This window comes from Pelolinea submarina, assembly GCF_003966975.1.
GTDB classification, from domain to species: Bacteria; Chloroflexota; Anaerolineae; order Anaerolineales; family Anaerolineaceae; genus Pelolinea; species Pelolinea submarina.
The window spans coordinates 332050-353418 of record NZ_AP018437.1 but is presented as its reverse complement, the minus strand read 5'-3'; the positions used below and the strand labels follow the sequence as shown (position 1 = coordinate 353418).

Below are 21369 nucleotides of genomic sequence, written 5' to 3'. Positions count from 1 at the left end.
CAAATACGATATTTTTCGATAAAATAAGGATAGCATGAGAAATCTCAAAACGCTCGCTCCCATCCTTAAAATTGGCAAATTTTTAAAAAAACGCGCGAAATATTTAAGCTTAAATTTTCCACGCGTGTTGATCGGCGGGATGCTGCTGCCGCTTTTATGCGCATATATCCCGACTACAGCGTCCGCGCCGGCCGCTCTGCCAACCCCTACCCCGTCTGAGACGCCGCAAGTGTATAGCGGCTGGCAGCCCCAAACGGATGACCGCCTGCAGATCCAATACGCCGATTACCCGCCGGATTTCAAAGTAAACGCGCAGGTATTCTCCCTGGACCTGTTCGAGACGCCCCAGGAAAGCATCGACGCGCTGCACACGCAGGGTAAGAAAGTTATCTGCTATCTCAACAGTGGTTCGTGGGAGGAATACCGCCCGGATGCAAACGATTTTCCGGACGCAGTCCTCGGCAAGGATTACGAAGGCTGGCCGGGCGAAAAATGGCTGGACATCCACAATTTCACCGATTTCGCCGCCATCATGGAAGCGCGCTTCGACCTGGCCGTGGAAAAAGGCTGCGACGGCATCGACGCGGATAATATGCAAAACTACGACGAGGACACCGGCTTCGCCATCAGCGCGGCTGACCAGTTGGCCTACAACCGCTGGCTCAGCCAGCAGGCTCACAGCCGCGGCATGGCTATTGGGCTGAAAAACGACCCTGGGCAGGCTGCTGAACTGGTAGTCTGGTTCGACTGGTCTCTGGTCGAGGATTGCAGTGTTTATGAATGGTGCGGCGACCTGCAGCCCTTCACGCAGGCCGGCAAGGCCGTCTTCCAGGTGGAATATACCGATGAATGGCCAAACGACGCGCCTTTCTGTGCGGAAGCCGCTGAATTGGGGTACTCGGCAATCTTCAAAAACCGCGATCTGGACGCCTGGGTAAATTACTGTAATTTACCTGATAGCCGATAAAATCGCTTAACCGGCAAATCCCTGTTTTTTGATAATATAATCACTTCAACCCTGTTTGAGGCGGCTGATTGAAAAACATATATCTTTCCATCATTATTCCCGCTTACAACGAAGCCACCCGACTTCCGGCATCGCTGGAGAAGATCCACGCCTTTTTACAGAGCCAATCTTACAGCGCCGAAATCGTCGTGGTCGAGAATGGCAGCACTGACAATACTTACGAGCTAACCAAGGCCATGCAAACCAGCATCGACAATTTGGTGGTCATTCATGAAGATCAGCGTGGAAAAGGTTGGGCCGTGCGGCGCGGCATGGAAATCAGCCGCGGCGAATACCGTTTTTTTTGCGACGCGGATCTGTCCATGCCCATCGAGGAAATCTCACGTTTCTTCCCGCCCCTGTTGGAGAACGCGCCTGTAGCCATTGCTTCGCGCGAAGCGCCCGGCGCCGTGCGTTACGATGAACCCGAGTACCGCCACATCATCGGGCGGGTGTTCAATTGGATCGTGCGCCTGCTGCTTCTGCCCGGTCTGCAGGATACCCAATGCGGGTTTAAATGTTTTCGCGCGGATGTGGTTGAAAAGGTTTTCCCGCTGGTCAGCAACAGTGGCTGGACATTCGACGCGGAAGCGCTTTTCATCGCCCGCCGTTTGGGGTATGCCATAAGCGAAATTCCCATCCCCTGGTACTACAACCCGCACAGCAACATACGCGTGCTGCGCGATTCATTTCAGATGGGTTGTGACTTACTCAAAATCCGTTGGAATGCGATCACTGGAAAATATCATGCCTAGAACAAAAATCACTAACTTACCGGATAAGCCCCATATCGAGTACGAAAAACGGTTATGGGAAGAAGGTTTTCAGGTAGTTGCCGGGCTGGACGAAGCCGGGCGGGGCGCCTGGGCCGGACCGGTTTTTGCCGCAGCGGTGGTGCTGCCCAGTGATGAACGCATTTGCAACCTGCTGTCGGGTGTGCGCGATTCCAAGCGTATGACCGCCAGACAGCGCGAGCGCTGGGAAAGCTGCATCAAATCCGCTTCGGTGGCCTGGGCTGTGGGCAGCGCCAGTCACACCGAAATTGATGCTATCGGCATTGTGCCGGCCACCTGCCTGGCCATGCAGCGCGCCATTGACCAGATCAGCAATCCCCCGCGCTACCTGCTGGTGGATTACATCAACATCGAGGACTGCTCCAGCCCGCAGCTTTCCATCCCCAAAGGCGACTGCCAATCGCTTAGTATAGCGGCGGCTTCCGTTTTGGCTAAGGTAGGGCGGGATGCTTTCATGGTCAAAATGGACGGACAATATCCTGGATACGGTTTTGCCCGGCATAAAGGCTATGGGACCGCCCTGCACAGTCAGGCCATAGCTGAATTGGGACCTTGTGAAATTCACCGCATGAGCTTCCAACCGCTCAAACAACCGGTATAAATGCTTAAACAAAAAGACGAAAGGCAAAAACCTTTCGTCTTTTTTATCATATACGGTTGGATTTATGCGGTTTTCTTTTTTCCGCTGACAATATATTTCACCACTTCCGCCGCGATGGACGGGACCAGGAACAGCGGAATGACCAACCGCCATTCTTCCCAACCCATCGGTAGGACGTTGAAGATGTCTGCCATGAAAGGAACGTAGATGACGATCAGCGTCAAAGCGCAGGAGGCCAATACAGCCCAGTTCATCCATTTGTTAGTGAAAACGCCGATCTTAGCCAACGGATAGCGTTCCGAGCGCGCGGTGTAAGCCCGCAGCAATTCAGAGAAAACCAGGGTCACGAACGCCAGCGTTTCCGCGTAGCGCGGGTCCGCATGGTTCGAGCCGATGGCATAAGCGATCAAAGTGGTCGTGGTGATGGCAATGGTTTGCACGATCACGCCTGTCAGCATGAAGCGGTTGATGATCGGTTCTTTGGGCGGGCGCGGTTTGTGGGACATGATATCCGGGTCGCCCTTTTCGGTGCCCAACGCCAGCGCGGGCGCGCCGTCGGTCACCAGGTTCAGCCACAGCAGTTGGATCGGAATTAATGGGGAAAGCATGCCCATGTCTGCGGCTTTGGGGAACAGGAACCGTCCGAACATGGTGGGGATGAAGATGATCATGATTTCCGCCATGTTGCAGGAAATCAGGTAATAAACAAATTTGCGGATATTGGCGTAGATCACACGGCCTTGTTCAACCGCCGAGACGATGCTGGCGTAGTTGTCGTCGGTCAGTACCATGTCTGCCGTTTCCTTGGCAACATCGGTGCCGGTGATGCCCATCGCCACGCCGATGTCGGCAGCCTTGATGGCCGGGGCGTCGTTGACGCCGTCGCCGGTCATGGCCACCACTTCGTCGTTGGCTTTCAGCGCGCTGACGATGCGCATCTTGTGTTCCGGTGAAACCCGCGCGAACACATCGATCTCTTCCACTTCACTGGAGAGCGTCGCGTCGTCCATCTTATCCAATTCAGCGCCGGTGCACACTTTGTGTCCGGGGCGTAGCAGGCCGATGCTTTCGGCAATGGCTTTGGCGGTGTTGGGATAGTCACCTGTGATCATGACGGTGCGGATGCCCGCGCCGAGGGCCCGCAGCAAAGCCGGTTTGACTTCCTCACGGGCCGGGTCAATCATGCCAACCAGACCGGCGAAGACCAGGTCCTGTTCCATGTGATCGCTGTCAACCTGGTCGGGTCTGACGGAAACTACACGGTAAGCCATGCCCAGCACACGCAGGGCGTCTTTGGTCATATTGTCGTTGGCAGCCAGAATCGCTTGCTTGCCTTTTTCGTCCAGAGGTGCGCAGGTATTATCCTGCTTCTGGATGCGGTTGCACAAACCCAATACCACATCCGGGGCGCCTTTGACGGCAATGACATAAGCTTCTTTATCGTTTTTGCCTTCGAAGGGGGAAATATCCTGCGACTGAGGATCTTTGATCTCATGCAGGGTAACCATGCGCTTGCGGTCCGAGTCGAAAGGAATTTCGCCGGAACGGGGATAAGCTTTGTTCAGTTCCGGCGCGCGCGCGCCGGCTTTGGCTGCCGCTACCAAAATGGATCCTTCAGTCGGGTCGCCGATGATGCGATAGCTGGATTTGCCGTCTTCGACGGTTTCTTCCAGTTGGGAATCATTGTTCAAGGTACCCACCCACAACGCCGTGGAGATGGCCGGGAAATCGTGAATGTTGATGGTCTTGCCGTCCTTGCGGAATTCACCTTCAGGGCTGTAGCCGCCGCCGGTGATTTCGAGCGTTTCGTTGTCGACCCACACGCGCGTGACGGTCATGGCGTTCTGGGTCAGGGTGCCGGTCTTGTCCGAGCAGATCACGGTGGCCGAACCCAGGGTTTCCACTGAGGAAAGCTTGCGGATCAAAGCGTGGCGCTTGATCATTTCCTGCATACCTAAAGCCAGGGAGATGGTCACCACAGCCGGCAGTCCTTCCGGTACTGCCGCGATGGCCAAACTGACAGCGATCATGAACATATCCAAAGGATCGCCTTTTTCGATAATCCCAGCAACAAAAACCAAAGCACTGATCACCAAACAGGCATACCCGAGCGTCTTGCCAAGCTGATCCAGGCGCCGCTGCAAGGGAGTTTCTTCTTCCTCGACCGATTGCAGCATGGTAGCGATCAGGCCCAGCTGGGTATACATACCTGTGCTGATCACCACACCCTTGCCGCGGCCGTAAGTTACTACGGTGCCGCTGAAAGCGGTGTTCTTGCGGTCGCCCAGGGAAGCATCCACGTCAAAAACGGAGCCCTCGTTCTTTTCCACCGGAACGGATTCACCCGTCAGTGCCGCTTCGTCGATGCGCAAGTTGACTGCTTCCAGCAAACGCATATCGGCGGGTACAAAGTTGCCGGTTTCAAGGAATACGATATCTCCCGGTACCAGCTCGCGAGCCGGTACGGAAACGCGGTGCGCGCCGCGCAGCACCATGGCTTCCGGTGCCGCCATCTTTTTCAACGCTTCCAATTCTTTTTGCGCACGAGAATCTTGAACCACCCCCATGACGGTATTCAAAACTACAATCGTAATAATTGCGATAGCATCTACTGTCTCACCCAAGAAAATGGAAATGATTGCAGCTACGATCAACATAATAACTACAAAACTGCTAAGCTGTTCAATGACCATCTGCAAGAATGTTGTTTTCTTGCCTTCCTTGAGTTGGTTCAGTCCGAATTTTTCAAGACGTTTGGCGGCTTCGTCTTTTGACAAGCCTTTATCCACCGCTGAACCTAACTTTTCCAACACTTCTTTACCGCTGAGCGCGTGCCAGGTTACTTTCATGTCCGGGCTGGCAGGCAGCTCTTCTGCCGTGTTATTCGCAGGCATAATGATATCTCCTTTATAGATTTTATTTTTTTGTTACATTAATCAATAAATCCGGGATTTAAAAAACCGTACAAGGAAACAAGTTTAATGCATAATTTACCCTGGTGCAATACGTGTATTGGCAGGCAGGCGCGTTCCCTTGGGGATAACAACAATGCCATCCCGTACGATATAGAGGTCGTTGTCAATATTTGTTCCGGGTGGGAAGGGCAATATGGTTGAATTGTTGCCGATGCTGGAATTCTTGTCGATGATGGCCCCTTCAATGACACAATCTTTCCCGATACCAAGGATCAATTCCTCATCCGGTTCGTTTCCTCGCCGGAAAAAGCCATAGTAATCCGCGCCCATTAAAATGGAACGCCTGATTTTTGTGCCGGAGCGAATCTGGCTGCGCAGACCAATTACCGCGTTGCGGATATCCGCTTTCTGAATCCAGCAGCCCTCACCCAACATGGTATCTTCCATATAAGTGTCTTCAACCTGAGAGCCGGGTAAAAAGCGAGGGTGGGTATAAATCGGCCAACCTTCATCAATCAAGGAAAAAGGCGGATTCTTACTGGCAATCGCCAGGTTGGTCTCAAAGAAAGCGCGAATAGTTCCGATATCCGCCCAAAATCCGTTGTATTCGTAGCCAAAAACGTTGTACTTTTCAATCGCAGCCGGGATGACATGTTTGCCGAAATCCTCATAGCTGGAATTCTCCAGGAGGTCCATCAGCACATCGATATTAAAAAGGTAAATTCCCATTGAGCCGAAATAAGGTTTGTCGGAATCCGGTTGGCTGATCATGGCCTCGAGGACTTCCTTATCTTTGGGTTTTTCCGCAAAGCTGGTGATGCCCATGTTCTCATTTCGCTTCAGCAGCCCTAATCGCGGGGCTTCCTCTCTTGAAACCGGCTGGACCGCAACGGTTACATCCGCCTGCTTGTCCCAGTGGAAATGGATCATATCGCTGTAATCCATGCGATAGAGGTGGTCCCCCGCCAGAATTAGAACGAACGGCATACGCGCGGTGCGGATTTCAACCAATTGTTTGCGCACAGCATCGGCCGTACCCTGGTACCAATCATTGGCCAGCAGGGTTTGCTCGGCAGCCCAAATCTGCACCCAACCGGTATGGAACATATCGAAGTTGTAGGTCTGAGAAATATGACGGTGTAGTGAGACGGAATTGAACTGGGTCAGAACGGCTATTTTGAAAATACCCGAGTTAATACAATTACTGATCGGAATATCAATCAAACGGTACTTTCCGGCAATAGGCACAGCCGGTTTTGCGCGTTCCTTGGTTAACGGGTAAAGGCGAGTACCTTGTCCGCCCCCCATAATTACTCCCATTACATTGTCGTAGGAATTCATGGTTACCTCATCATCTAATTGCCATTATAACCAAGTACCCAAATATTATTTCTCCTAAGTATACAGGAACTAAGTATAATATTCCGTCCACGATTCGAGTAAAATGAGAAAAATTTACTTAATATTAACAATGAAAAATAATAAAAATCAAACACAAAAATTATCAGAAAACACCGTCGAATCAGACGCTGAAAACCATCCTGGCAGCTTTATAGCCTGGTTGCAGCACATACCCGCATTTCTCTTCAACGAACAAAAATTAACCCAGACACGCAAAGCCATTGTCTTGAATGACTTGGTAGATTCATCGTCACCCGGGATGGATTATTTCACTTTAATCTTATTATCCTGTACGATCGCCACCTTCGGCTTGCTCACGAATTCAGCCGCGGTCATTATCGGTGCCATGTTGGTTGCGCCCTTGATGTCGCCTATCCTGAGCCTTTCCATGGCTTCCATCAGCGGGCTGTCACGCCTGTTCAAACGCTCATTGATCGCCATTGTTGAGGGCTCCGGAATAGCGATTTTACTTTCCGCGTTGATTGCCTTCCTTTCCTACCGGCTGCCTTTTGGGGTTACTGCCGCCATTCCGAACGAAGTGCTGGCGCGTACCAGCCCCAGCCCGATGGATTTAGGCATTGCCATAGCAGGCGGTGCAGCCGCGGCTTATGCCCTGGCTCATCCGCGCCTGACGGCAGCTCTGCCTGGTGTGGCCATTGCCACCGCGCTTATGCCGCCACTATGCGTTATTGGCTTCGGCATCGCTTTTATGAACTCTTCCATTATTTTGGGCGCCTCGCTGCTCTTCGTCACCAACCTGGTTGCCATTGCTTTCGCGGGTATCATCACTTTTGCGGCCATGGGATTCGGTCCGCGTAATATGAAAGAGACCAGCAAAATTTCCCGCAGCCTTTCCATTTCTACTTTTCTGGTTGTGGTAATCGGCTTGCTCCTGGCAGCTTTAGCCTGGAACACCATCTCCGAAGCCCGTCTGTATTCCCAGGCCCGCACAATCATTCTGGACAGCATCGATCGCTATACAACCGCCAACCTGATTGACCTGACTATCACATCGGAATCAGATGTAAAGAATATTAGCGTAACCCTGCGCACCACCCGCGATCTGACATACGCCGAGGTGGAAGAAATGCAAACCGAGATTGCCGAGGAACTACACAGCCCGGTTGCGCTGGAAATCATTGTCGTTCCCATGCAAATCCTGACGCCTGATGGAACACCCACTCCCAGGGTAACCCAATAGAAATCTGTTCATAATAAAGGAAAAGCGCTCTGATGAAACTCAGGGCGCTTTTTTTCTCTCAATGTTTTGCTTTACGCAGCAGCAGCGGTCCCAGGGGATCAATCAGCGCGCCAAAGAGCGGTTCAACCCAGCGCGTGATAGACAACCAACCGGGTACATACATTGCCCGGCGCGGGCGCCGCAGCAGCCGCCACAAAGCCCGGTTAACCCGCTCCACAGGAATCGCAAAGCGTTCCGCGGGAACCGGCCCGCCATTTTCCTTCTGGCGGGCTTGTTTATAAAACTCGGTTTCCACCGGTCCAAGCCGCAGAGCGCTGGCTGTTACTCCGCTGCCGCGCAATTCGCGGTATAGAGAAGTGGTGAAAGCGTCCACAAAGGCTTTGCTGGCGGAATACATGGCAATGCCCTGGTTGGGCAGCGCGCCCGCGATGGAGCTGATGTTGATAATGCGGCCGGACCCGCGCGCAACCATTTCCGGCAGTGCCAAACGGGTCAAATGCGCCAAAGCTTCCATATTAACCGCCAGCAGATTATGGGCGTCCTGCCATTGCATTTGGTAAAAATAGCCGTAATAGCCAAAGCCTGCATTGTTGATTAGCACGTCCAACCGGCCTTTTTCCTGAACTTTTTCCATTAAAAAAACGCGGAAATCTGCGTCGCTGATGTCCCCTGCCAGGTAATCCGCACGTCCGCCCTGCTCGCGGATATCGCGGCTGAGCGCCTCCAAACGGTCTTCTCGCCGGGCCGTCATGAAAATCTGCTGGCCCTGCCCGGCCAGGAATTTCGCCAGGGATGCGCCGATCCCGGAAGACGCGCCTGTAATCAGTACATACATATTGTCGATGTTATCTGCCATGGAATAATGTTATATCTTTCTAGAGTATGTGAGTTTTTCCTTCTTTTGCCAACCACCAGCGTACGGTATCGCCAATCGTGGTAACCAGAGCGCGCGGGCTGTACCCCAGCTCGTTCCTGGCTTTTTGGTTGGAAATGTCCGAGTTGCTCTGCACAGTCTCAAGCGAATATTCGGTAAACTTGGGGACCTGCCGGGTCAGTCTGTAAAACAGGGGAGTAAACAGCGATGCAAATTTAGCCAACCAGGTGGGAATTTTGATGGTCATGGAATGTTTGCCGAGCACATCCTGTACCATTTGCTTCATCTCCATCAGGCGCACGCGTCCACCTGAAAGGATGTAAACCTCACCGGTTTTGCCGTGCTCGCAAGCCAGGATTTGTCCGCGGGCCACGTCTCGTACGTCCACGAAGTCGTACGCGCCCTCGATCATTAAATGCGGCCGCAGGCGCAGCCAGGAACGCAGTAAGTCACCCATTTCGGAACCGCGGTAATCATAAGGGCCAACCACACCCGTTGGGCAAACAATCACAGCATCCAACCCCTGCTTGACAGCTTCCAGCACAGCCAACGAAGCCTGCGCCTTGGTGCGATCATACTCTCCGGCCTGGTTGTCCGGGTCAAAAGGTACATGTTCGTCAATCTTTCCCAGCCAATCGCGGCTAAGGGCATGGATGGAGCTGGTGTACACCAACCGGCTCACGCCGGCTTTCTGCGCCGCTGCCAGCACGTTGCGCGTGCCGTCCACGTTCACCCGCCGCATCAAATTATCCTGTCCGGGCAGAATGGAAATGATCCCGGCCAGATGAAAAACAAGATCCACTCCGTGCATGGCCGCATCCAGCGATTGCGGATCGAGCACGTCTCCTTGTACAATTTCAACGGACAGACCTTCCAGGGAGGACACGTCCTCGCCCGGCAGGATCAATGCCCGCACATCATTTCCGTCATTAACCAACTCCCGCACCAACACATTGCCAATATGTCCGGCAGCTCCGGTTACCAATATCATTTATTACTCCTTTGCATACTTTCCACCAACATACCCATGCCCCTGCCTGCGATGGTTTCCCAGTCTGCCGTTTCCGGCAGTACCACGCCTTGCAGCAGCATCCCCACCGCAAAAGCGATCAGCACCCAGGCGGCTGCCTGAGCATCTTCCCCTTCACGAATCGATCCTTCGGTTTTTCCTTCTTCAAGCATGTGGGCGAAACGGTATTGGTAAGCCTGATAAGGCGCAATGGTAGCTTCCCAGACGGTTTTATCCCGGCTGGCTTGCACCATGAATTCGAGGAACATGGGCAGCTGCCCGCTGGCTTCCGTAAAAACGGTTCCAATGGTATGGGCCATTTGCATCAGGGTATCGGATACCGCCACATTCGGCTGCCGCAATGCGTTCAACCGATTATCAACTTCCGTTAACCACTGCTGCATAATCGCTAAAAAAAGCGTTTTCTTTGAGGGGAAGTGGTGGTAAAAAGCGCCTTTGCTGACACCCGCCAGGCTGCAAATTTCAGCCACGCCGGCAGCATCATATCCGCTGCGGCAGAATACATTCACTGCCGTGGTCATGATTTGTTTTCGGGTATCCTCACTGCGCTGTTGTGCCATAATAAAAACCGACCAATCGGTCGGTTTTTATTCTATGTTGGTTTATCAAGGTTGTCAAATGAACAGAATTACCGATCCAGACGCTTGACCTGATGGCGCAGCCAGGAAGCTGTAGCGCTTTGGTGGCGTTTAACCACCAAAACACTGCACGGCGCTGCCTCTGCCACTTTATCAGCCACTTCCCCAAACAGATGACCATTTAACTCATGCGCATCGGCCGAACCGATGATAATTAAGTTGTAGGGACTTTCATTCATTTCTGCCAGCAGAGCCTCTTCCACTTTGTCGGAAAACAGCAAGCGCAGCACCGCGTTCGGTGGAAGCTCGCCCAGTTCTGTGATAACCACCTCCTGCAAATGAGCCATCTGATCCTCAAGTATTTCCACATCCTTGGAGGCCGGCAGCACGCGCACATAATCCACGTGGGCATTTTCCTGTTGGGCGATATCGTTTGCCAGATGGATAGCCATACGGCAGTGCAACCCGCTGCCCACCGGCACCATAATGGTTTGGATTTGGCTCAAGCCTTGATCGACAAAAACGCCCAAATTGGTTTTGATCTCACGGCTGAGTTGTCGGATTGCTTCTTCCGAGAAATTATTCGACATATGCTTTTCAGGCCATCTCGCCAGTACCAGCTTGGTATTGCTGTCTATTCCAACCTCTTCCTGAATACTGCGCACCAGCGTTTCACCGCTGACCATCTTGGTATACATGGGTACGTTGCGCTCAACCGCGTAATGGATGAATTTTTCCATGACGGCTTTGCGCTGACTGTTGATGGCTTGCATAAACTGGTCATGCAATTCCGGCTGGTTTGCCAACGTATCGGTGACAACCGACATCAGGCAGATGTTAATGTCCATTTCCGACTGCGCCAGAATAGCGCTCAATCCAATCAATGAATCTGCTGCGTTGGTGTCCAATACCGGCACAATAATTCGCGAGCGCCCCGGCAACTTTTCGGATTTATGCGACAGCACCCAGGCAGATACCCCCTGTTCCGCATAATAATAGATTGCGAAAATGATGATCACGCCCATTGTAAAAAGCAACGGCTTGGTATCGGAAAACATAATCACAATGAAACAGGTCAGCGAAGCAATAATTGGTGTCAGCGGGAATAAAGGCGCTTTAAACGGACGGTGGATGGCCGGGTATTTTTTATGCAAGCGGATCATTGCCAGGTTGGACCAGAACAACACAAACAGGTAACCAGCCGAGGTAATGAAGCTGAGGAAATCCACCAAGCCGATTATGGTGATCAAGGAGGAAACCAATCCGATAAAGAGCACCGACATAAATGGAACACGGTAGCGGTTCAGGCGCGCCAAACCGCGCGGCCATAACCCGTCGCGGCTGAGCGTGAATCCCTCGCGCGTGGCGCTCAGCATGGAAGAATTGACCGAGGTCAATGTAGCCACCAAACCGGCCACCGCCATCATAATGACACCGCCCTTTGGCATGAATTTCGCAATGGCGTCGGTCAGGGCAGTCTCCGAACCGGCCAGCGAATCAGCCGGCAGTGTACCCATTGTTACCGTCATGGTCAGGGAATATATCAGTGTGATCAGGGTCAGGCTGATCAAAATGGCAATGGGAATATTCTTATCCGGCCGCCGGATCTCTTCCGCATCGTCCGCAATCACTTCAAAGCCGACATAAGCAGCGTAGATCAACGCGATGGTTTTAAACATAGCCGTGATATTCTGCCAGATACTGCCGGATTGGAATATCTTGCCTTGCGGGAACAAGGTATTTACGTTAAAACCGGTCGGGGATTGAAATCCATATACGATGTAAATGCCAAACATCAACAACAGCGAACCGCCCAATAAGATTTGCGCGTTGCCGACCAGCGAAACGCCGCGGATGTTCAGGAGCGTGAAAACGATGATGACTAAAATGGCTACGGGAACAATTGGCAGGGAGGGGACAAAGACAGAAAGAGAGTAAGCAAAACCGATGGCGGAAAGCGCACAGTAAAAAGTGCTGGAGATACAGTCCATGGAACCAACCAAAAAAGACAGCAATCCCTTTCCCCATGCTTCGCGCACGTAGGTCAATGCACCGCCGGTCTCAGGGTAAACCGTAGCCAATTCACTGTAATTCAGGGCAATACTAAAACTTAAGAATCCGCCAATGATGATGGCTATGATGGAAGCCGATCCGGATATGCCCGCTGCGTGGCCGGTCAGCACGAAAATCTCCGATGCAATGGTACCGGCCGTACCCAGCATGATGACCTGGAACAGGCTTAGTTGTCTTTTCAATGTTCTCTTGCTCAATGGCAAAATCCTCCTTGATAACAATAGATACGATCTGTTAAAAAAAATACAGTGACCGGTGCTTCACCAGACCACTGAAAACGTTTGAGCAATTTTTATATATGGTTCTTCTTACTTATTGCGAAATCTTACACCTATTATTTACAATACACAATAGCAATAAATTCCAAAAAAACTCAACAGCCCGCTTTCGCGGGCTGTCATTTCTTGAAGGAAAGGCTATTTAGTTCGGGCAAACTTCAATATTAAGATCTTCCATTACTTCGGTACGCGCGATGCTGTTGCCGGCTTTATCCTGGGCAACGATCTGATAGCGCATCACCGCAAACTCATAGGCGTTATAGTTGGTGACCTTGGTGGATGTCAGTGTAACGCTGTACAGGTCGCCCGATTTCTTGGACATGGCTCGCCCGCTGTCCCACTTCGTAAAAGCGGCGCTCTCCTTATCCGCAAAACGGATGAACAAAATCAGGGCATACACATCTTCTGGTTGGGTGACTCGCGCCGAGATGGTCAGTTCGTGGCTGCCGCACTTGTTGCTGCCGTAATAAAACTTGGTCTTATCATGCTTGATATCAAAGATCGTAAGCACATCCGGCGTGGCAGTCGCTTCCACCTTGGGCGTGATTGTCGGTTCGGGCGTATTCTCAACCGCTGCCTGCGGTTCTGCTGCCTGCGGTTCTTCAGCGGCTGCAATGCTGACCATGGTGGTAACGTAATCGCTCCATGTGCCCGCGGTGTTCTGGGCGCGCACGCCAATGGTATGGCTGCCGGATTGTGTCGGCTGCCACGTATATTTCAGAGCAACTACTTTCTGGTCCGATCCGGGTGTGGCAATGGAGCTGACCACATTCCCATCGATACTTAGCTCAACTGCCGAAACACCTTCCGTGCTGCTGGCATGATAGGAAATATCCACTGATCCCATTGCCAGGGTAGATCCGTTGGCAGGCGAATCTATACCCGCTTCCACCGGTACAGCCGCGGCCTGGCTGCTGCTGTCGCCATTGCCAAAATCTACTGTAAATCCTCCAAAATCGCAGGATATCAGCACGAGCATCACCATCGACAGAATTGCCAATAACTTTATTCTCTTCATCTCTCACCTCATCGAAAATCTTTTATTGCTATAAATAATTATAGCAATTAGCCCCCCGTAAAATCAATCGCTATTACTCGTGTCTTCGGCAGTCTGGTGAAAGGTAAGTAAATCGAACCAATACGCAAGGTATTTCCATTTTCCCCAATCCTGATAGATTGCCAGGGCTTCCTTTAAATCAAAATTCCCGCCATCGAAATACTTTTTGCTCATCAACTGCTGGAAAACGGAATCGACTGGGATTTCATCATAACGTCCCAACAGCATCAAAACAGAGGCGGCTGCATAATTGCCGATCCCTTTAACAGATAGCAGCTCTTTGCGGACCTCCTCGGTCGGGATTTGCATATCAGAAAATTTCGCATAGCAATTGGAGCCTTGAGCAAAATCACGCGCGAGTTGGTATATATAAGGCGTACGATAACCCAAACGAACCCTGCTTTGGAAATCTTCAAAGGATACATCCGCGATTGCCTGCGCAAGAGGAAATGCTTTCAAGTTGGGGTTGCCCGGCAGCGCTTCGCCAAATTGTTCCACCAGCTCACGCACCATACGCTTTGTGCCGCCCCACTGCACATTGGTGGTACAAATCACCTTGACCATATCCTCGAATAACTCCGGCGAACGCAGCAGCCGCCCATTACCGGGTTTCATCTGCGACCAGGGCATACCATTCTTTTTGCACAACCGGTAAAACTCGCTGAAATCTTCGTCCAGGCGCAGCATGTGGCACACCACATTTTCAATTTCGCTGCGATCTTTAACTGATAGTCGTCCCTCATGGGCAACCAACACGTTAAGGGGAATAATGCCGTCTCCCTGTTCAGCCGAAATGTTCAGCTGAACCACCTTCCCACTCGCCAATTGTTGGACGCGCGAGAAAGATTGGGATTCGGGGTGATACTCATTTGGCAGCAGGTCCACCCAACCGTGCGCTTGCAGGGTGCTCCAAAAATCGAACGGCGCCGCGGCCTCTAAACGGATAAGGGATTCGGACATAGTGTTTGTTATTTTAATTTATCTTTTGAATAAGCAAAGGCCAATAAGTAGAAAACCACGGCCAATACTCCAAAAATCACGCCTTTTATAACTTCACTTCGGGAGAAAAAATTGTATGCTTCGGCCGAAAATAGCAGACCGGCCCCAACACAAATAATTAACCAGCGGGTTTGTTTTTTATTTTTCATCATAGGATGATTTTACGCTACCGCAGCAGCACAAAATAGTTATTAAGAAAATTTACTTCATTAGGTGATTCTATCAGCCAGCAGTGTTTCCGACAGCTTCCACAACTTCGATATTGCTCAGTAATGTCATTACATCCGCCGGATCTTTAGCATGGAGTACATTGATGCGATTTTGGGGAATCGCGAAAAAATTAAATACGTCGGAAAGGATGTTGGTATGGACGGAATTGACCGGCGATGAAAAAGCCATGGCGATATTTACGGGATCGTACAACGCGTGTCCAAATTGAACCGGAGTATCCAATGTAATCAGGCTAATCGCCAGCTTTTTGGATCCCATTTCCGGTCCTGCATGCAGCAAAGCCGTGTTCGGAGCAATCACCATATATGGGCCATACAGCTTGTAGAGATTCTGCATGGCTTTGATGTAGCTCGGCCAGATTGCATCGATATCCAAAAGCAGCCTGCCCACTTGATCAATCACATCCGCCGGATTTTCGGCTGTTTGGTGGGTTTTTATCGTATGAATATTCACCACTTCCTGCAGGTTAATCGGGCGATTTACCTGAAACGAGGTAGAAAAATCCTGGAAGTGAGTTCCAATTCCAAGTGATTTGCGAATATTGCTGACATCCTCTTTCGACAGCATTGCGTTGACATGAATCTGCGGTACTTCCGTAATATTCCCCAATGGAAGCGTGGAGATAATGGCATCGCAGCCATCCACCAGGCCGTCATTGTGAACCAGGTCGAAAACAGACACCATTTCCACAACATCAATTTCTGGAATCAGTGTGTTGAGCTGGCTGCGCAAAGAAAACGCCGTTGCCACGCCCGCCCCGCAAACTAAAAGAACCCTGCGCTGGCAGGAAGACGACCTGACTTTCTCCAGCGCAGCCAGCGTATGATTGGAAATTGCGCTGATGATTTGATTGATATGTTGAATCCTGGCTTCATTTAAAATCGGGAATAAAATCTTTCTCAGAATCTGTTCGGTGTTGTTTGCCGGCTTGAGTTCCTTTTCGGAACTATCGTAAATATCTCCCCTCGTTTGTTTTCCTTTGGAGGCATACGTCAATTCCCAAATGATACATTGGATCAATTCCTCATCCTCGTATAGTCCGGCGTGCAGATATTTCGCGATTTCTTTGACGATTGTCTTTGCCAAATCGTCAAATTTGCGGCTTTCATCGTTTTGGGGATGGGGATGCTGTTGTTCATTCGTTCCATACAAAAAGCATTGGGCGATCAAATAATTCAGGTATTCTTTTTCCGCAGCCAAGGCCGGATCATCAGCGTCGATCCCGAAATCCTTCAGGATGTTGGCAACAATATCAACTTCGGTATTACATTCCTTTATATTATCCACAGCGGTTTTTGAAATGTATTTTCCTAACTTGATCCGGTACGCCATAATCCCGAGGTATACAGTCAATTCAACATGAGCTTGATCAAACAAGGGGCTGTGATATTGCACCTCCAGGTTGCGAACCGTCTGCTCACAATGCGGTAAATTCAAATCCCGGATGATATCCTGGGCTTGAAAATAAAAAACGCTTCTTTCAATATCGTTGAAGTCGATATCCTCGACAGCCAGCACACAGGCTTGAATGACATAGTCTTGACCAAGGTTTTGCAGCAGGATGGCCTGGATCGCTTCCCGGATTTTCAATTCATCGCCAAGTACGCATACCGGTGCATTTCTTTTGGCGGTCAAAGTCAAAGAAAACGAGTTCAACCAGCTCCGCACTTTCTCAAAATCCCGGTAAAAGCTGGTGTATGAGATACCCGTAATCGCTCGAATTTCGGATTGGGGCAAATCCTTCCGTGATGCCAGGATGATTTGAAGCAAAAGCCGGACTCTTTCTTCCTGGTTCAAAATGGTGATGTCTTGACTGTTGTTTTGGATTAGGTCAAGGAGTTCGCTTTTCGTTTCCTTATCCAGGATAATTTGAATTCCCTCATTGGGTTTCAATTGGATATCGGTGCCGTTGAATATGAGACACGCCTGAATTTTTTTTATGGAATAACGAACCTGTGAGATAGACAGCCCAAGTGAATCAGCCAGATGCTGCGCACTGACCGGGTCGTCCCGGCTAATCAATGCCATCAGGACTTTTTTGCTGTTCGAAGAAAGACATGTGATCAATTTTTGAAACATTTTCTCAATTGTAGATGAGTCCAAAATACATTTTAAGGTCTTTTTCATTTTTCCATGTTTCATTATTAAGACATCTAATCAGCTAAGCGTGAAATGGAGCAGGCTGGTATTAGATGCTAAACTGGCAATGATCAACATAACTAAGGACTTGACTAATGAGTTTATCAATTTTCACGGACGACATGATTTTCATACATCCCCAAATCCAACAGAACAACCAGAAAAGCGTTATCCAGTATTTATGCTCGAAGATGATAGAAAAAGGTATTGTCACCGAAGCATACTTCGATGAGGTTATCGCCAGAGAAAAGATTCATCCCACCGGTCTGCCGACCCTGCCGATTGCCTCTGCCGTACCCCACGCGGATCCAATCGGCGTCAACCGGACTGCCATCGCCCTGGCAGTATTGGAACAGCCGGTGACCTTCTTTGCCATGGATAATCCCCTGAAAGAATTAAACGTTTCCATTGTATTTTTGATGTCCTTTATCAAAGGCGATCAGATCGCCGTATTGAGATGGGTTTCCAATGTCCTGGGGGATCAAAATACAGTCAGGAAGATTGCCCAATCTACAAGTGCGCAAAGCGCGTTTCAAGCCATTGAACCCTTTTTACACAATAAATAAGCCAAGGAGAAGAAGAAGTAATGTCCCAATTAGGAAAAGATTTTCGTTTATCCCAAATCATTAATGCGGATAGCAAGAGGCAAGTTTGCGTTGCGCTGGACCACAGCCCGGCTATCGGCCCCTGCGAAGGGCTGATCGATCCGGTCAAGACCATCGAGACGATCTGCGCCGGTAAACCGGACACGCTGTTTACCCACTTTGGGAACATCAAGAAAGCCATGCCCATTCTGGCTGCCAACCGCCTGCCCTTCCTGCTGTCCATCTCAACCGCCACAACCAAGAGCGTTGACCCCGCGCGTGTCTACCTGGTCGACACGGTCGAGCACGCCCTGGAGATTGGCGCGTGCGGAGTTTCTATGCGCATCTTTGTGGGTGCTCCCTACGATTATGAGATGATCCAAAACCTTTCCAAGGTCGCGCTGGAATGTGAACGATACGGTATGCCGCTGATGGCGATGATGTACCCTTACGGCGAGGATAATATGCTGAACCCAAGCTACCTGAAACACGCCGCCCGCATCGGCGCGGAATTGGGTGCGGACATCGTCAAGACGTATTACACCGGCAATCCCGATACTTTCCGGGAAGTGACTGAGTCCTGCCCGGCCCCCATCGTCATGTCCGGCGGCCCGAAAGCGGACGAACCCATTGACTTCCTTAATATGGTCAAGGGTGCTCTGGATGGCGGCGCTATGGGCATTGCTGTCGGTCGAAACGTCTGGCAGAGTAAACAGCCGGTCAAGATGCTGCAAGCTGTCAATATGGTTGTGCATGAAAATATGGACCCGCAAGTAGCTTTTGAAAAAACATTCTAGGTCAAGGAGAAATGCATGGATTCAAACAAGGTTTACAAAATTGCCTCAGTCTGCGGCGCCGGCTATGCCACTTCCGGGTGGATCGCTGCCAGACTAAATGACGCCCTTCAATTAAAGGGAATAAAAGCCGAGATTACTGAAGTGAAAGTGGTCGATTTGGCATTGGTTGCGGCTAACTTTGACCTAATCGTCTCCGCTTCAATGTTGAGCGATATTTATAACGTTCCGGTTGTGGCAAGCTCCTCAATCATCACTGGAATCGGGTTCGATGAAACCCTGGAAATAATAATAAAAAAGCTGGAGGAGGTGAGTGATAAGAAATAATCGGATTTAATAACCACTGCTTTTCAAAAATTCTACGGAGGTAAATATGAGTGAAATAGCAAACGCAATTAGTGTTTTCTTTGGTTGGATCAACTCGCTGGGTGCAACAGTAATGCTGCCCATCGCACTTTTTTTAATCGGGATCGCTTTCGGATTAAAACCCGCCCAATCATTCGTCAATGGGTTAAGAGTCGGCATTGGTTTTTATGGATTAAACCTGATGACCGGGGCAATCGCATCAACTGTTGGCCCGCTGGCAAATGCGCTCGTTGAGCGGACCGGTTTGGCGCTCTCGATTCCGGATGTGGGCGTTGCCGTGCACTTCCCTATCACTTTTTCGTTAACAGCCGCGGCTTTCATGATTCCCCTGGGTATCCTGGTGAATGTAGTCATGCTGTTGTTGAAATTGACCAAGACAGTCGATATCGATGTATGGAATTTCTGGCCTTCTATGTTCTCATGGGCATGTGTACAGGGACTGACCGGAAGCGCATTCTACGGTTTTCTGGCCTTCGTCTTCACGGTCGCGATTTCGTTGGTGTTGGGCGATATGCAAGCCAAATATATCGAGAAGTATTACAACATGCCCGGCATTTCCTTCCCGCATCCGTTCTCTTCCTTCTTCGGTCTGCTGGCCTGGCCATTCATGTGGCTGTTCGATCGTATTCCCGGCATCAAAGACTGGAACGCGGATATCGATTCCCTGCAGAAAAAGATCGGCCCGCTTGGCAACTCCACTGTCTTTGGTCTGGTAATTGGTATCGGGTTGTCCTTCCTGGGAGGCTACGACGTAATAAAAGCGCTTCAAACCGGCGTGGTTGTGGCTGCCATTCTGCTACTGCTGCCTGAAATGCTCAAAGTGCTGATGTCCGGTCTGTTCCCCATTTCGGAAGCCGCCCGCAAATGGCTCACCCAAAGATTCCCCGGCCGCGAATTTTACATCGGCCTGGATTGCGCGGTGGGCGTTGCGCAACCCTCAGCAGTTATTGTGGCTGTACTGTTGATTCCGATCACGTTGGTCATGGCCACCATCCTGCCGGGCAACAAACTCCTGCCCCTGGCGGACCTGGCTTACCTCGGATTCTGGGTTGCCATGCCAATGGCGATGTTCAAAAATAATATTGTTAAAGGTGTCTTGTTTGGAGCTTTCGCCATCGGCGTTAGTATGTTGATGGCAACTTCCATTGCGCCGCTGGTAACCAGATTGGCCGTGGAAGCCGGAACAACGATTCCGGAGGGTGTTTCTCAGATCTCCATGCTGACCGTCTATCCCTGGGCATGGGTAACGACCTGGTTTTCCTCACTCTTCACAGGCGGTATTTTCTAAAGAAATACCTAATTAAGTAAACCCTGATTAGGTATTGGGTGGAGGGGCTGTTAGAGGAAAATTCTCTAACAGCCCTCCTTTTCTAATTATATGTTTTATTTAAATAGGAGAAAAATGAAAGCTGCACTATTAACAAAACCTGGAGAAATCACAATAGGAGAGGTCCAAAACGCCCAGGCTAAGCCCGGCGAAATTTTGGTCGAAATCAAATCCTGTGGTGTTTGCGCAACTGATGTCAAAAAATTCACCGGTAAAAGTTCTGCCCCTTTTTTGCCCTTCATTCTGGGTCACGAGCCGGCCGGCATTATCACATCGCTGGGGGACAGCCGGCAGAGCGGACTGGAAGTGGGGGACAGGGTAGCCATTGCGCCGGTCGTCACCTGTGGACATTGCCCAAGCTGCATCAGCGGAAAGACTGCCGCAGAGGGCATGGGCATGTGCGACCATTACGAAGTGATCGGCTTTTCCCAGAATGGCGCTTTCTGTGAATTCGCTGCCGCTCCCGCGGCCAACATCTTTAAAATTCCCGACGAGCTTACTTTCCGCGATGCGGCCATCATTGAACCGGTGGCGGCTTGCGCCAACGGCGTTCTGCGCTCGCTGTGCACCCCGCCCGGCTCGGCCGTCGTCCTCGGCGGGGGATTCATGGGATTGGTCTGTATGCAAATTTACAAAAACCTCGGATATCGGGTGTTGATTTCCGATATGCTGGACGACCGTTTAGCACTCGCCAAACAGCTCGGCGCGGATGCCGCAGTGAACCCTCAGAAAATGGATGTCGAGAAAGCAGTCAAAGACTTTACGCGCGGCGAAGGCGCCGACAGCCTGATTTGCGCGATAGGCATAAAAGAATTATCCGAATCGGGCATCAGGATGATGAAAAAAGGCGGGAAGATCGTCATGTTGGCGTCAGCCGGTCACGATACCACCGTGGAATTCAATTTGTCCACCTTGCACTACAACCAAACGGTCATTACCGGATCGGTCAGTTACACGCAGGCTTCTTATCGCTGGGCAATCGACCTGTTGAGCCGGGGAGAGATTGGCACAGACCTGCTGATCACCGCCACCGGAAACCTGGACGAAGTGGGCAAACTGCTTTCAATGACCCGCGATCACATCGGTATAAAAAACGTTGCGTTGTTTTAGGAAGGTGAAAG

Annotated in this window: 19 protein-coding genes; 9 read left to right on the top strand and 10 right to left on the bottom strand. The window is 50.7% G+C overall.

Annotation, left to right across the window (positions count from 1 at the left end; translation table 11 throughout):
* The first annotated feature begins 34 nt into the window (after positions 1 to 34).
* The 3 genes from Pelsub_RS01690 to Pelsub_RS01680 all read left to right on the top strand — a co-directional run bounded on the left by Pelsub_RS01690 (position 35) and on the right by Pelsub_RS01680 (position 2401).
* Positions 35 to 967, top strand: coding sequence for an endo alpha-1,4 polygalactosaminidase (locus Pelsub_RS01690; protein ID WP_116225348.1), 933 nt, complete (start codon positions 35 to 37; stop codon positions 965 to 967).
* A 68-nt stretch (positions 968 to 1035) separates the two neighbouring features.
* Positions 1036 to 1761, top strand: a complete 726-nt coding sequence (locus Pelsub_RS01685) for a dolichyl-phosphate beta-glucosyltransferase (protein WP_116225347.1) — start codon at positions 1036 to 1038, stop codon at positions 1759 to 1761.
* Positions 1754 to 2401 carry a ribonuclease HII gene (locus Pelsub_RS01680; protein ID WP_116225346.1) on the top strand — a complete coding sequence of 216 codons (648 nt, stop codon included), beginning with the start codon at positions 1754 to 1756 and terminating at the stop codon, positions 2399 to 2401. Before Pelsub_RS01685 ends, Pelsub_RS01680 begins: the two co-directional genes overlap by 8 nt.
* Before the next feature lie 62 nt (positions 2402 to 2463).
* Here Pelsub_RS01680 and Pelsub_RS01675 read toward each other — a convergent pair whose 3' ends face one another.
* Positions 2464 to 5295 (bottom strand): cation-translocating P-type ATPase, encoded by a 2832-nt coding sequence (locus Pelsub_RS01675; protein ID WP_116225345.1) that lies wholly within the window; start codon positions 5293 to 5295, stop codon positions 2464 to 2466.
* Positions 5296 to 5391: 96 nt separating this feature from the next.
* Positions 5392 to 6657, bottom strand: a complete 1266-nt coding sequence (locus Pelsub_RS01670; protein ID WP_116225344.1) for a glucose-1-phosphate adenylyltransferase — start codon at positions 6655 to 6657, stop codon at positions 5392 to 5394.
* Positions 6658 to 6787: 130 nt separating this feature from the next.
* Here Pelsub_RS01670 and Pelsub_RS01665 point away from each other — a divergent pair, with 130 nt between their 5' ends.
* Positions 6788 to 7918 (top strand): DUF389 domain-containing protein, encoded by a 1131-nt coding sequence (locus tag Pelsub_RS01665; RefSeq protein WP_158674928.1) that lies wholly within the window; start codon positions 6788 to 6790, stop codon positions 7916 to 7918.
* 58 nt (positions 7919 to 7976) lie between these two features.
* Here Pelsub_RS01665 and Pelsub_RS01660 read toward each other — a convergent pair whose 3' ends face one another.
* The 8 genes from Pelsub_RS01660 to Pelsub_RS01625 form a co-directional block, all read right to left on the bottom strand.
* On the bottom strand, positions 7977 to 8774 hold the full coding sequence (locus Pelsub_RS01660; RefSeq protein ID WP_116225342.1) for an SDR family NAD(P)-dependent oxidoreductase: 798 nt from the start codon (positions 8772 to 8774) through the stop codon (positions 7977 to 7979).
* A 19-nt stretch (positions 8775 to 8793) separates the two neighbouring features.
* Positions 8794 to 9783, bottom strand: coding sequence for an SDR family oxidoreductase (locus tag Pelsub_RS01655; RefSeq protein ID WP_116225341.1), 990 nt, complete (start codon positions 9781 to 9783; stop codon positions 8794 to 8796).
* Complete coding sequence (locus Pelsub_RS01650) at positions 9780 to 10382, bottom strand: TetR/AcrR family transcriptional regulator (protein ID WP_116225340.1); 603 nt, start codon at positions 10380 to 10382, stop codon at positions 9780 to 9782. Before Pelsub_RS01650 ends, Pelsub_RS01655 begins: the two co-directional genes overlap by 4 nt.
* Before the next feature lie 68 nt (positions 10383 to 10450).
* Positions 10451 to 12670 carry a universal stress protein gene (locus Pelsub_RS01645; protein ID WP_126440356.1) on the bottom strand — a complete coding sequence of 740 codons (2220 nt, stop codon included), beginning with the start codon at positions 12668 to 12670 and terminating at the stop codon, positions 10451 to 10453.
* 223 nt (positions 12671 to 12893) lie between these two features.
* On the bottom strand, positions 12894 to 13769 hold the full coding sequence (locus tag Pelsub_RS01640; RefSeq protein WP_126440354.1) for an Ig-like domain-containing protein: 876 nt from the start codon (positions 13767 to 13769) through the stop codon (positions 12894 to 12896).
* Between the two features lie 63 nt (positions 13770 to 13832).
* Positions 13833 to 14768 carry a DNA-3-methyladenine glycosylase family protein gene (locus Pelsub_RS01635; protein WP_116225337.1) on the bottom strand — a complete coding sequence of 312 codons (936 nt, stop codon included), beginning with the start codon at positions 14766 to 14768 and terminating at the stop codon, positions 13833 to 13835.
* 8 nt (positions 14769 to 14776) lie between these two features.
* Entirely contained in the window at positions 14777 to 14959 is a 183-nt protein-coding gene (locus Pelsub_RS01630; RefSeq protein WP_116225336.1) for a hypothetical protein, read from the bottom strand.
* A gap of 70 nt (positions 14960 to 15029) precedes the next feature.
* A complete protein-coding gene (locus tag Pelsub_RS01625; protein ID WP_158674927.1) occupies positions 15030 to 17066 on the bottom strand; it encodes a BglG family transcription antiterminator in 2037 nt (678 codons plus the stop codon).
* A gap of 206 nt (positions 17067 to 17272) precedes the next feature.
* Between Pelsub_RS01625 and Pelsub_RS01620 the strand changes: the two genes are divergently transcribed.
* From Pelsub_RS01620 to Pelsub_RS01600, 5 genes are all read left to right on the top strand, one after another.
* On the top strand, positions 17273 to 17743 hold the full coding sequence (locus Pelsub_RS01620; RefSeq protein WP_116225334.1) for a PTS sugar transporter subunit IIA: 471 nt from the start codon (positions 17273 to 17275) through the stop codon (positions 17741 to 17743).
* Positions 17744 to 17763: 20 nt separating this feature from the next.
* The gene (locus Pelsub_RS01615) at positions 17764 to 18558 is read left to right on the top strand and encodes a class I fructose-bisphosphate aldolase (protein ID WP_116225333.1); all 795 of its coding nucleotides are present in this window, start codon (positions 17764 to 17766) and stop codon (positions 18556 to 18558) included.
* Between the two features lie 15 nt (positions 18559 to 18573).
* The gene (locus Pelsub_RS01610) at positions 18574 to 18882 is read left to right on the top strand and encodes a PTS sugar transporter subunit IIB (RefSeq protein ID WP_116225332.1); all 309 of its coding nucleotides are present in this window, start codon (positions 18574 to 18576) and stop codon (positions 18880 to 18882) included.
* 46 nt (positions 18883 to 18928) lie between these two features.
* Positions 18929 to 20209 (top strand): PTS galactitol transporter subunit IIC, encoded by a 1281-nt coding sequence (locus tag Pelsub_RS01605; RefSeq protein ID WP_116225331.1) that lies wholly within the window; start codon positions 18929 to 18931, stop codon positions 20207 to 20209.
* A 114-nt stretch (positions 20210 to 20323) separates the two neighbouring features.
* On the top strand, positions 20324 to 21358 hold the full coding sequence (locus Pelsub_RS01600; RefSeq protein ID WP_158674926.1) for a zinc-dependent alcohol dehydrogenase: 1035 nt from the start codon (positions 20324 to 20326) through the stop codon (positions 21356 to 21358).
* Positions 21359 to 21369 lie beyond the last annotated feature (11 nt).

What these genes read in the sequence shown, in the direction of transcription:
- Pelsub_RS01640 (WP_126440354.1), bottom strand. Translation starts at nt 13,769, where the DNA reads ATGAAGAGAATAAAGTTATTGGCAATTCTGTCGATGGTGATGCTCGTG.
- Pelsub_RS01600 (WP_158674926.1), top strand. Translation starts at nt 20,324, where the DNA reads ATGAAAGCTGCACTATTAACAAAACCTGGAGAAATCACAATAGGAGAG.
- Pelsub_RS01665 (WP_158674928.1), top strand. Translation starts at nt 6,788, where the DNA reads ATGAAAAATAATAAAAATCAAACACAAAAATTATCAGAAAACACCGTC.
- Pelsub_RS01615 (WP_116225333.1), top strand. Translation starts at nt 17,764, where the DNA reads ATGTCCCAATTAGGAAAAGATTTTCGTTTATCCCAAATCATTAATGCG.
- Pelsub_RS01650 (WP_116225340.1), bottom strand. Translation starts at nt 10,382, where the DNA reads ATGGCACAACAGCGCAGTGAGGATACCCGAAAACAAATCATGACCACG.
- Pelsub_RS01625 (WP_158674927.1), bottom strand. Translation starts at nt 17,066, where the DNA reads ATGGCATTGATTAGCCGGGACGACCCGGTCAGTGCGCAGCATCTGGCT.
- Pelsub_RS01655 (WP_116225341.1), bottom strand. Translation starts at nt 9,783, where the DNA reads ATGATATTGGTAACCGGAGCTGCCGGACATATTGGCAATGTGTTGGTG.
- Pelsub_RS01660 (WP_116225342.1), bottom strand. Translation starts at nt 8,774, where the DNA reads ATGGCAGATAACATCGACAATATGTATGTACTGATTACAGGCGCGTCT.
- Pelsub_RS01610 (WP_116225332.1), top strand. Translation starts at nt 18,574, where the DNA reads ATGGATTCAAACAAGGTTTACAAAATTGCCTCAGTCTGCGGCGCCGGC.
- Pelsub_RS01670 (WP_116225344.1), bottom strand. Translation starts at nt 6,657, where the DNA reads ATGAATTCCTACGACAATGTAATGGGAGTAATTATGGGGGGCGGACAA.
- Pelsub_RS01680 (WP_116225346.1), top strand. Translation starts at nt 1,754, where the DNA reads ATGCCTAGAACAAAAATCACTAACTTACCGGATAAGCCCCATATCGAG.
- Pelsub_RS01635 (WP_116225337.1), bottom strand. Translation starts at nt 14,768, where the DNA reads ATGTCCGAATCCCTTATCCGTTTAGAGGCCGCGGCGCCGTTCGATTTT.
- Pelsub_RS01630 (WP_116225336.1), bottom strand. Translation starts at nt 14,959, where the DNA reads ATGATGAAAAATAAAAAACAAACCCGCTGGTTAATTATTTGTGTTGGG.
- Pelsub_RS01620 (WP_116225334.1), top strand. Translation starts at nt 17,273, where the DNA reads ATGAGTTTATCAATTTTCACGGACGACATGATTTTCATACATCCCCAA.
- Pelsub_RS01605 (WP_116225331.1), top strand. Translation starts at nt 18,929, where the DNA reads ATGAGTGAAATAGCAAACGCAATTAGTGTTTTCTTTGGTTGGATCAAC.
- Pelsub_RS01675 (WP_116225345.1), bottom strand. Translation starts at nt 5,295, where the DNA reads ATGCCTGCGAATAACACGGCAGAAGAGCTGCCTGCCAGCCCGGACATG.
- Pelsub_RS01690 (WP_116225348.1), top strand. Translation starts at nt 35, where the DNA reads ATGAGAAATCTCAAAACGCTCGCTCCCATCCTTAAAATTGGCAAATTT.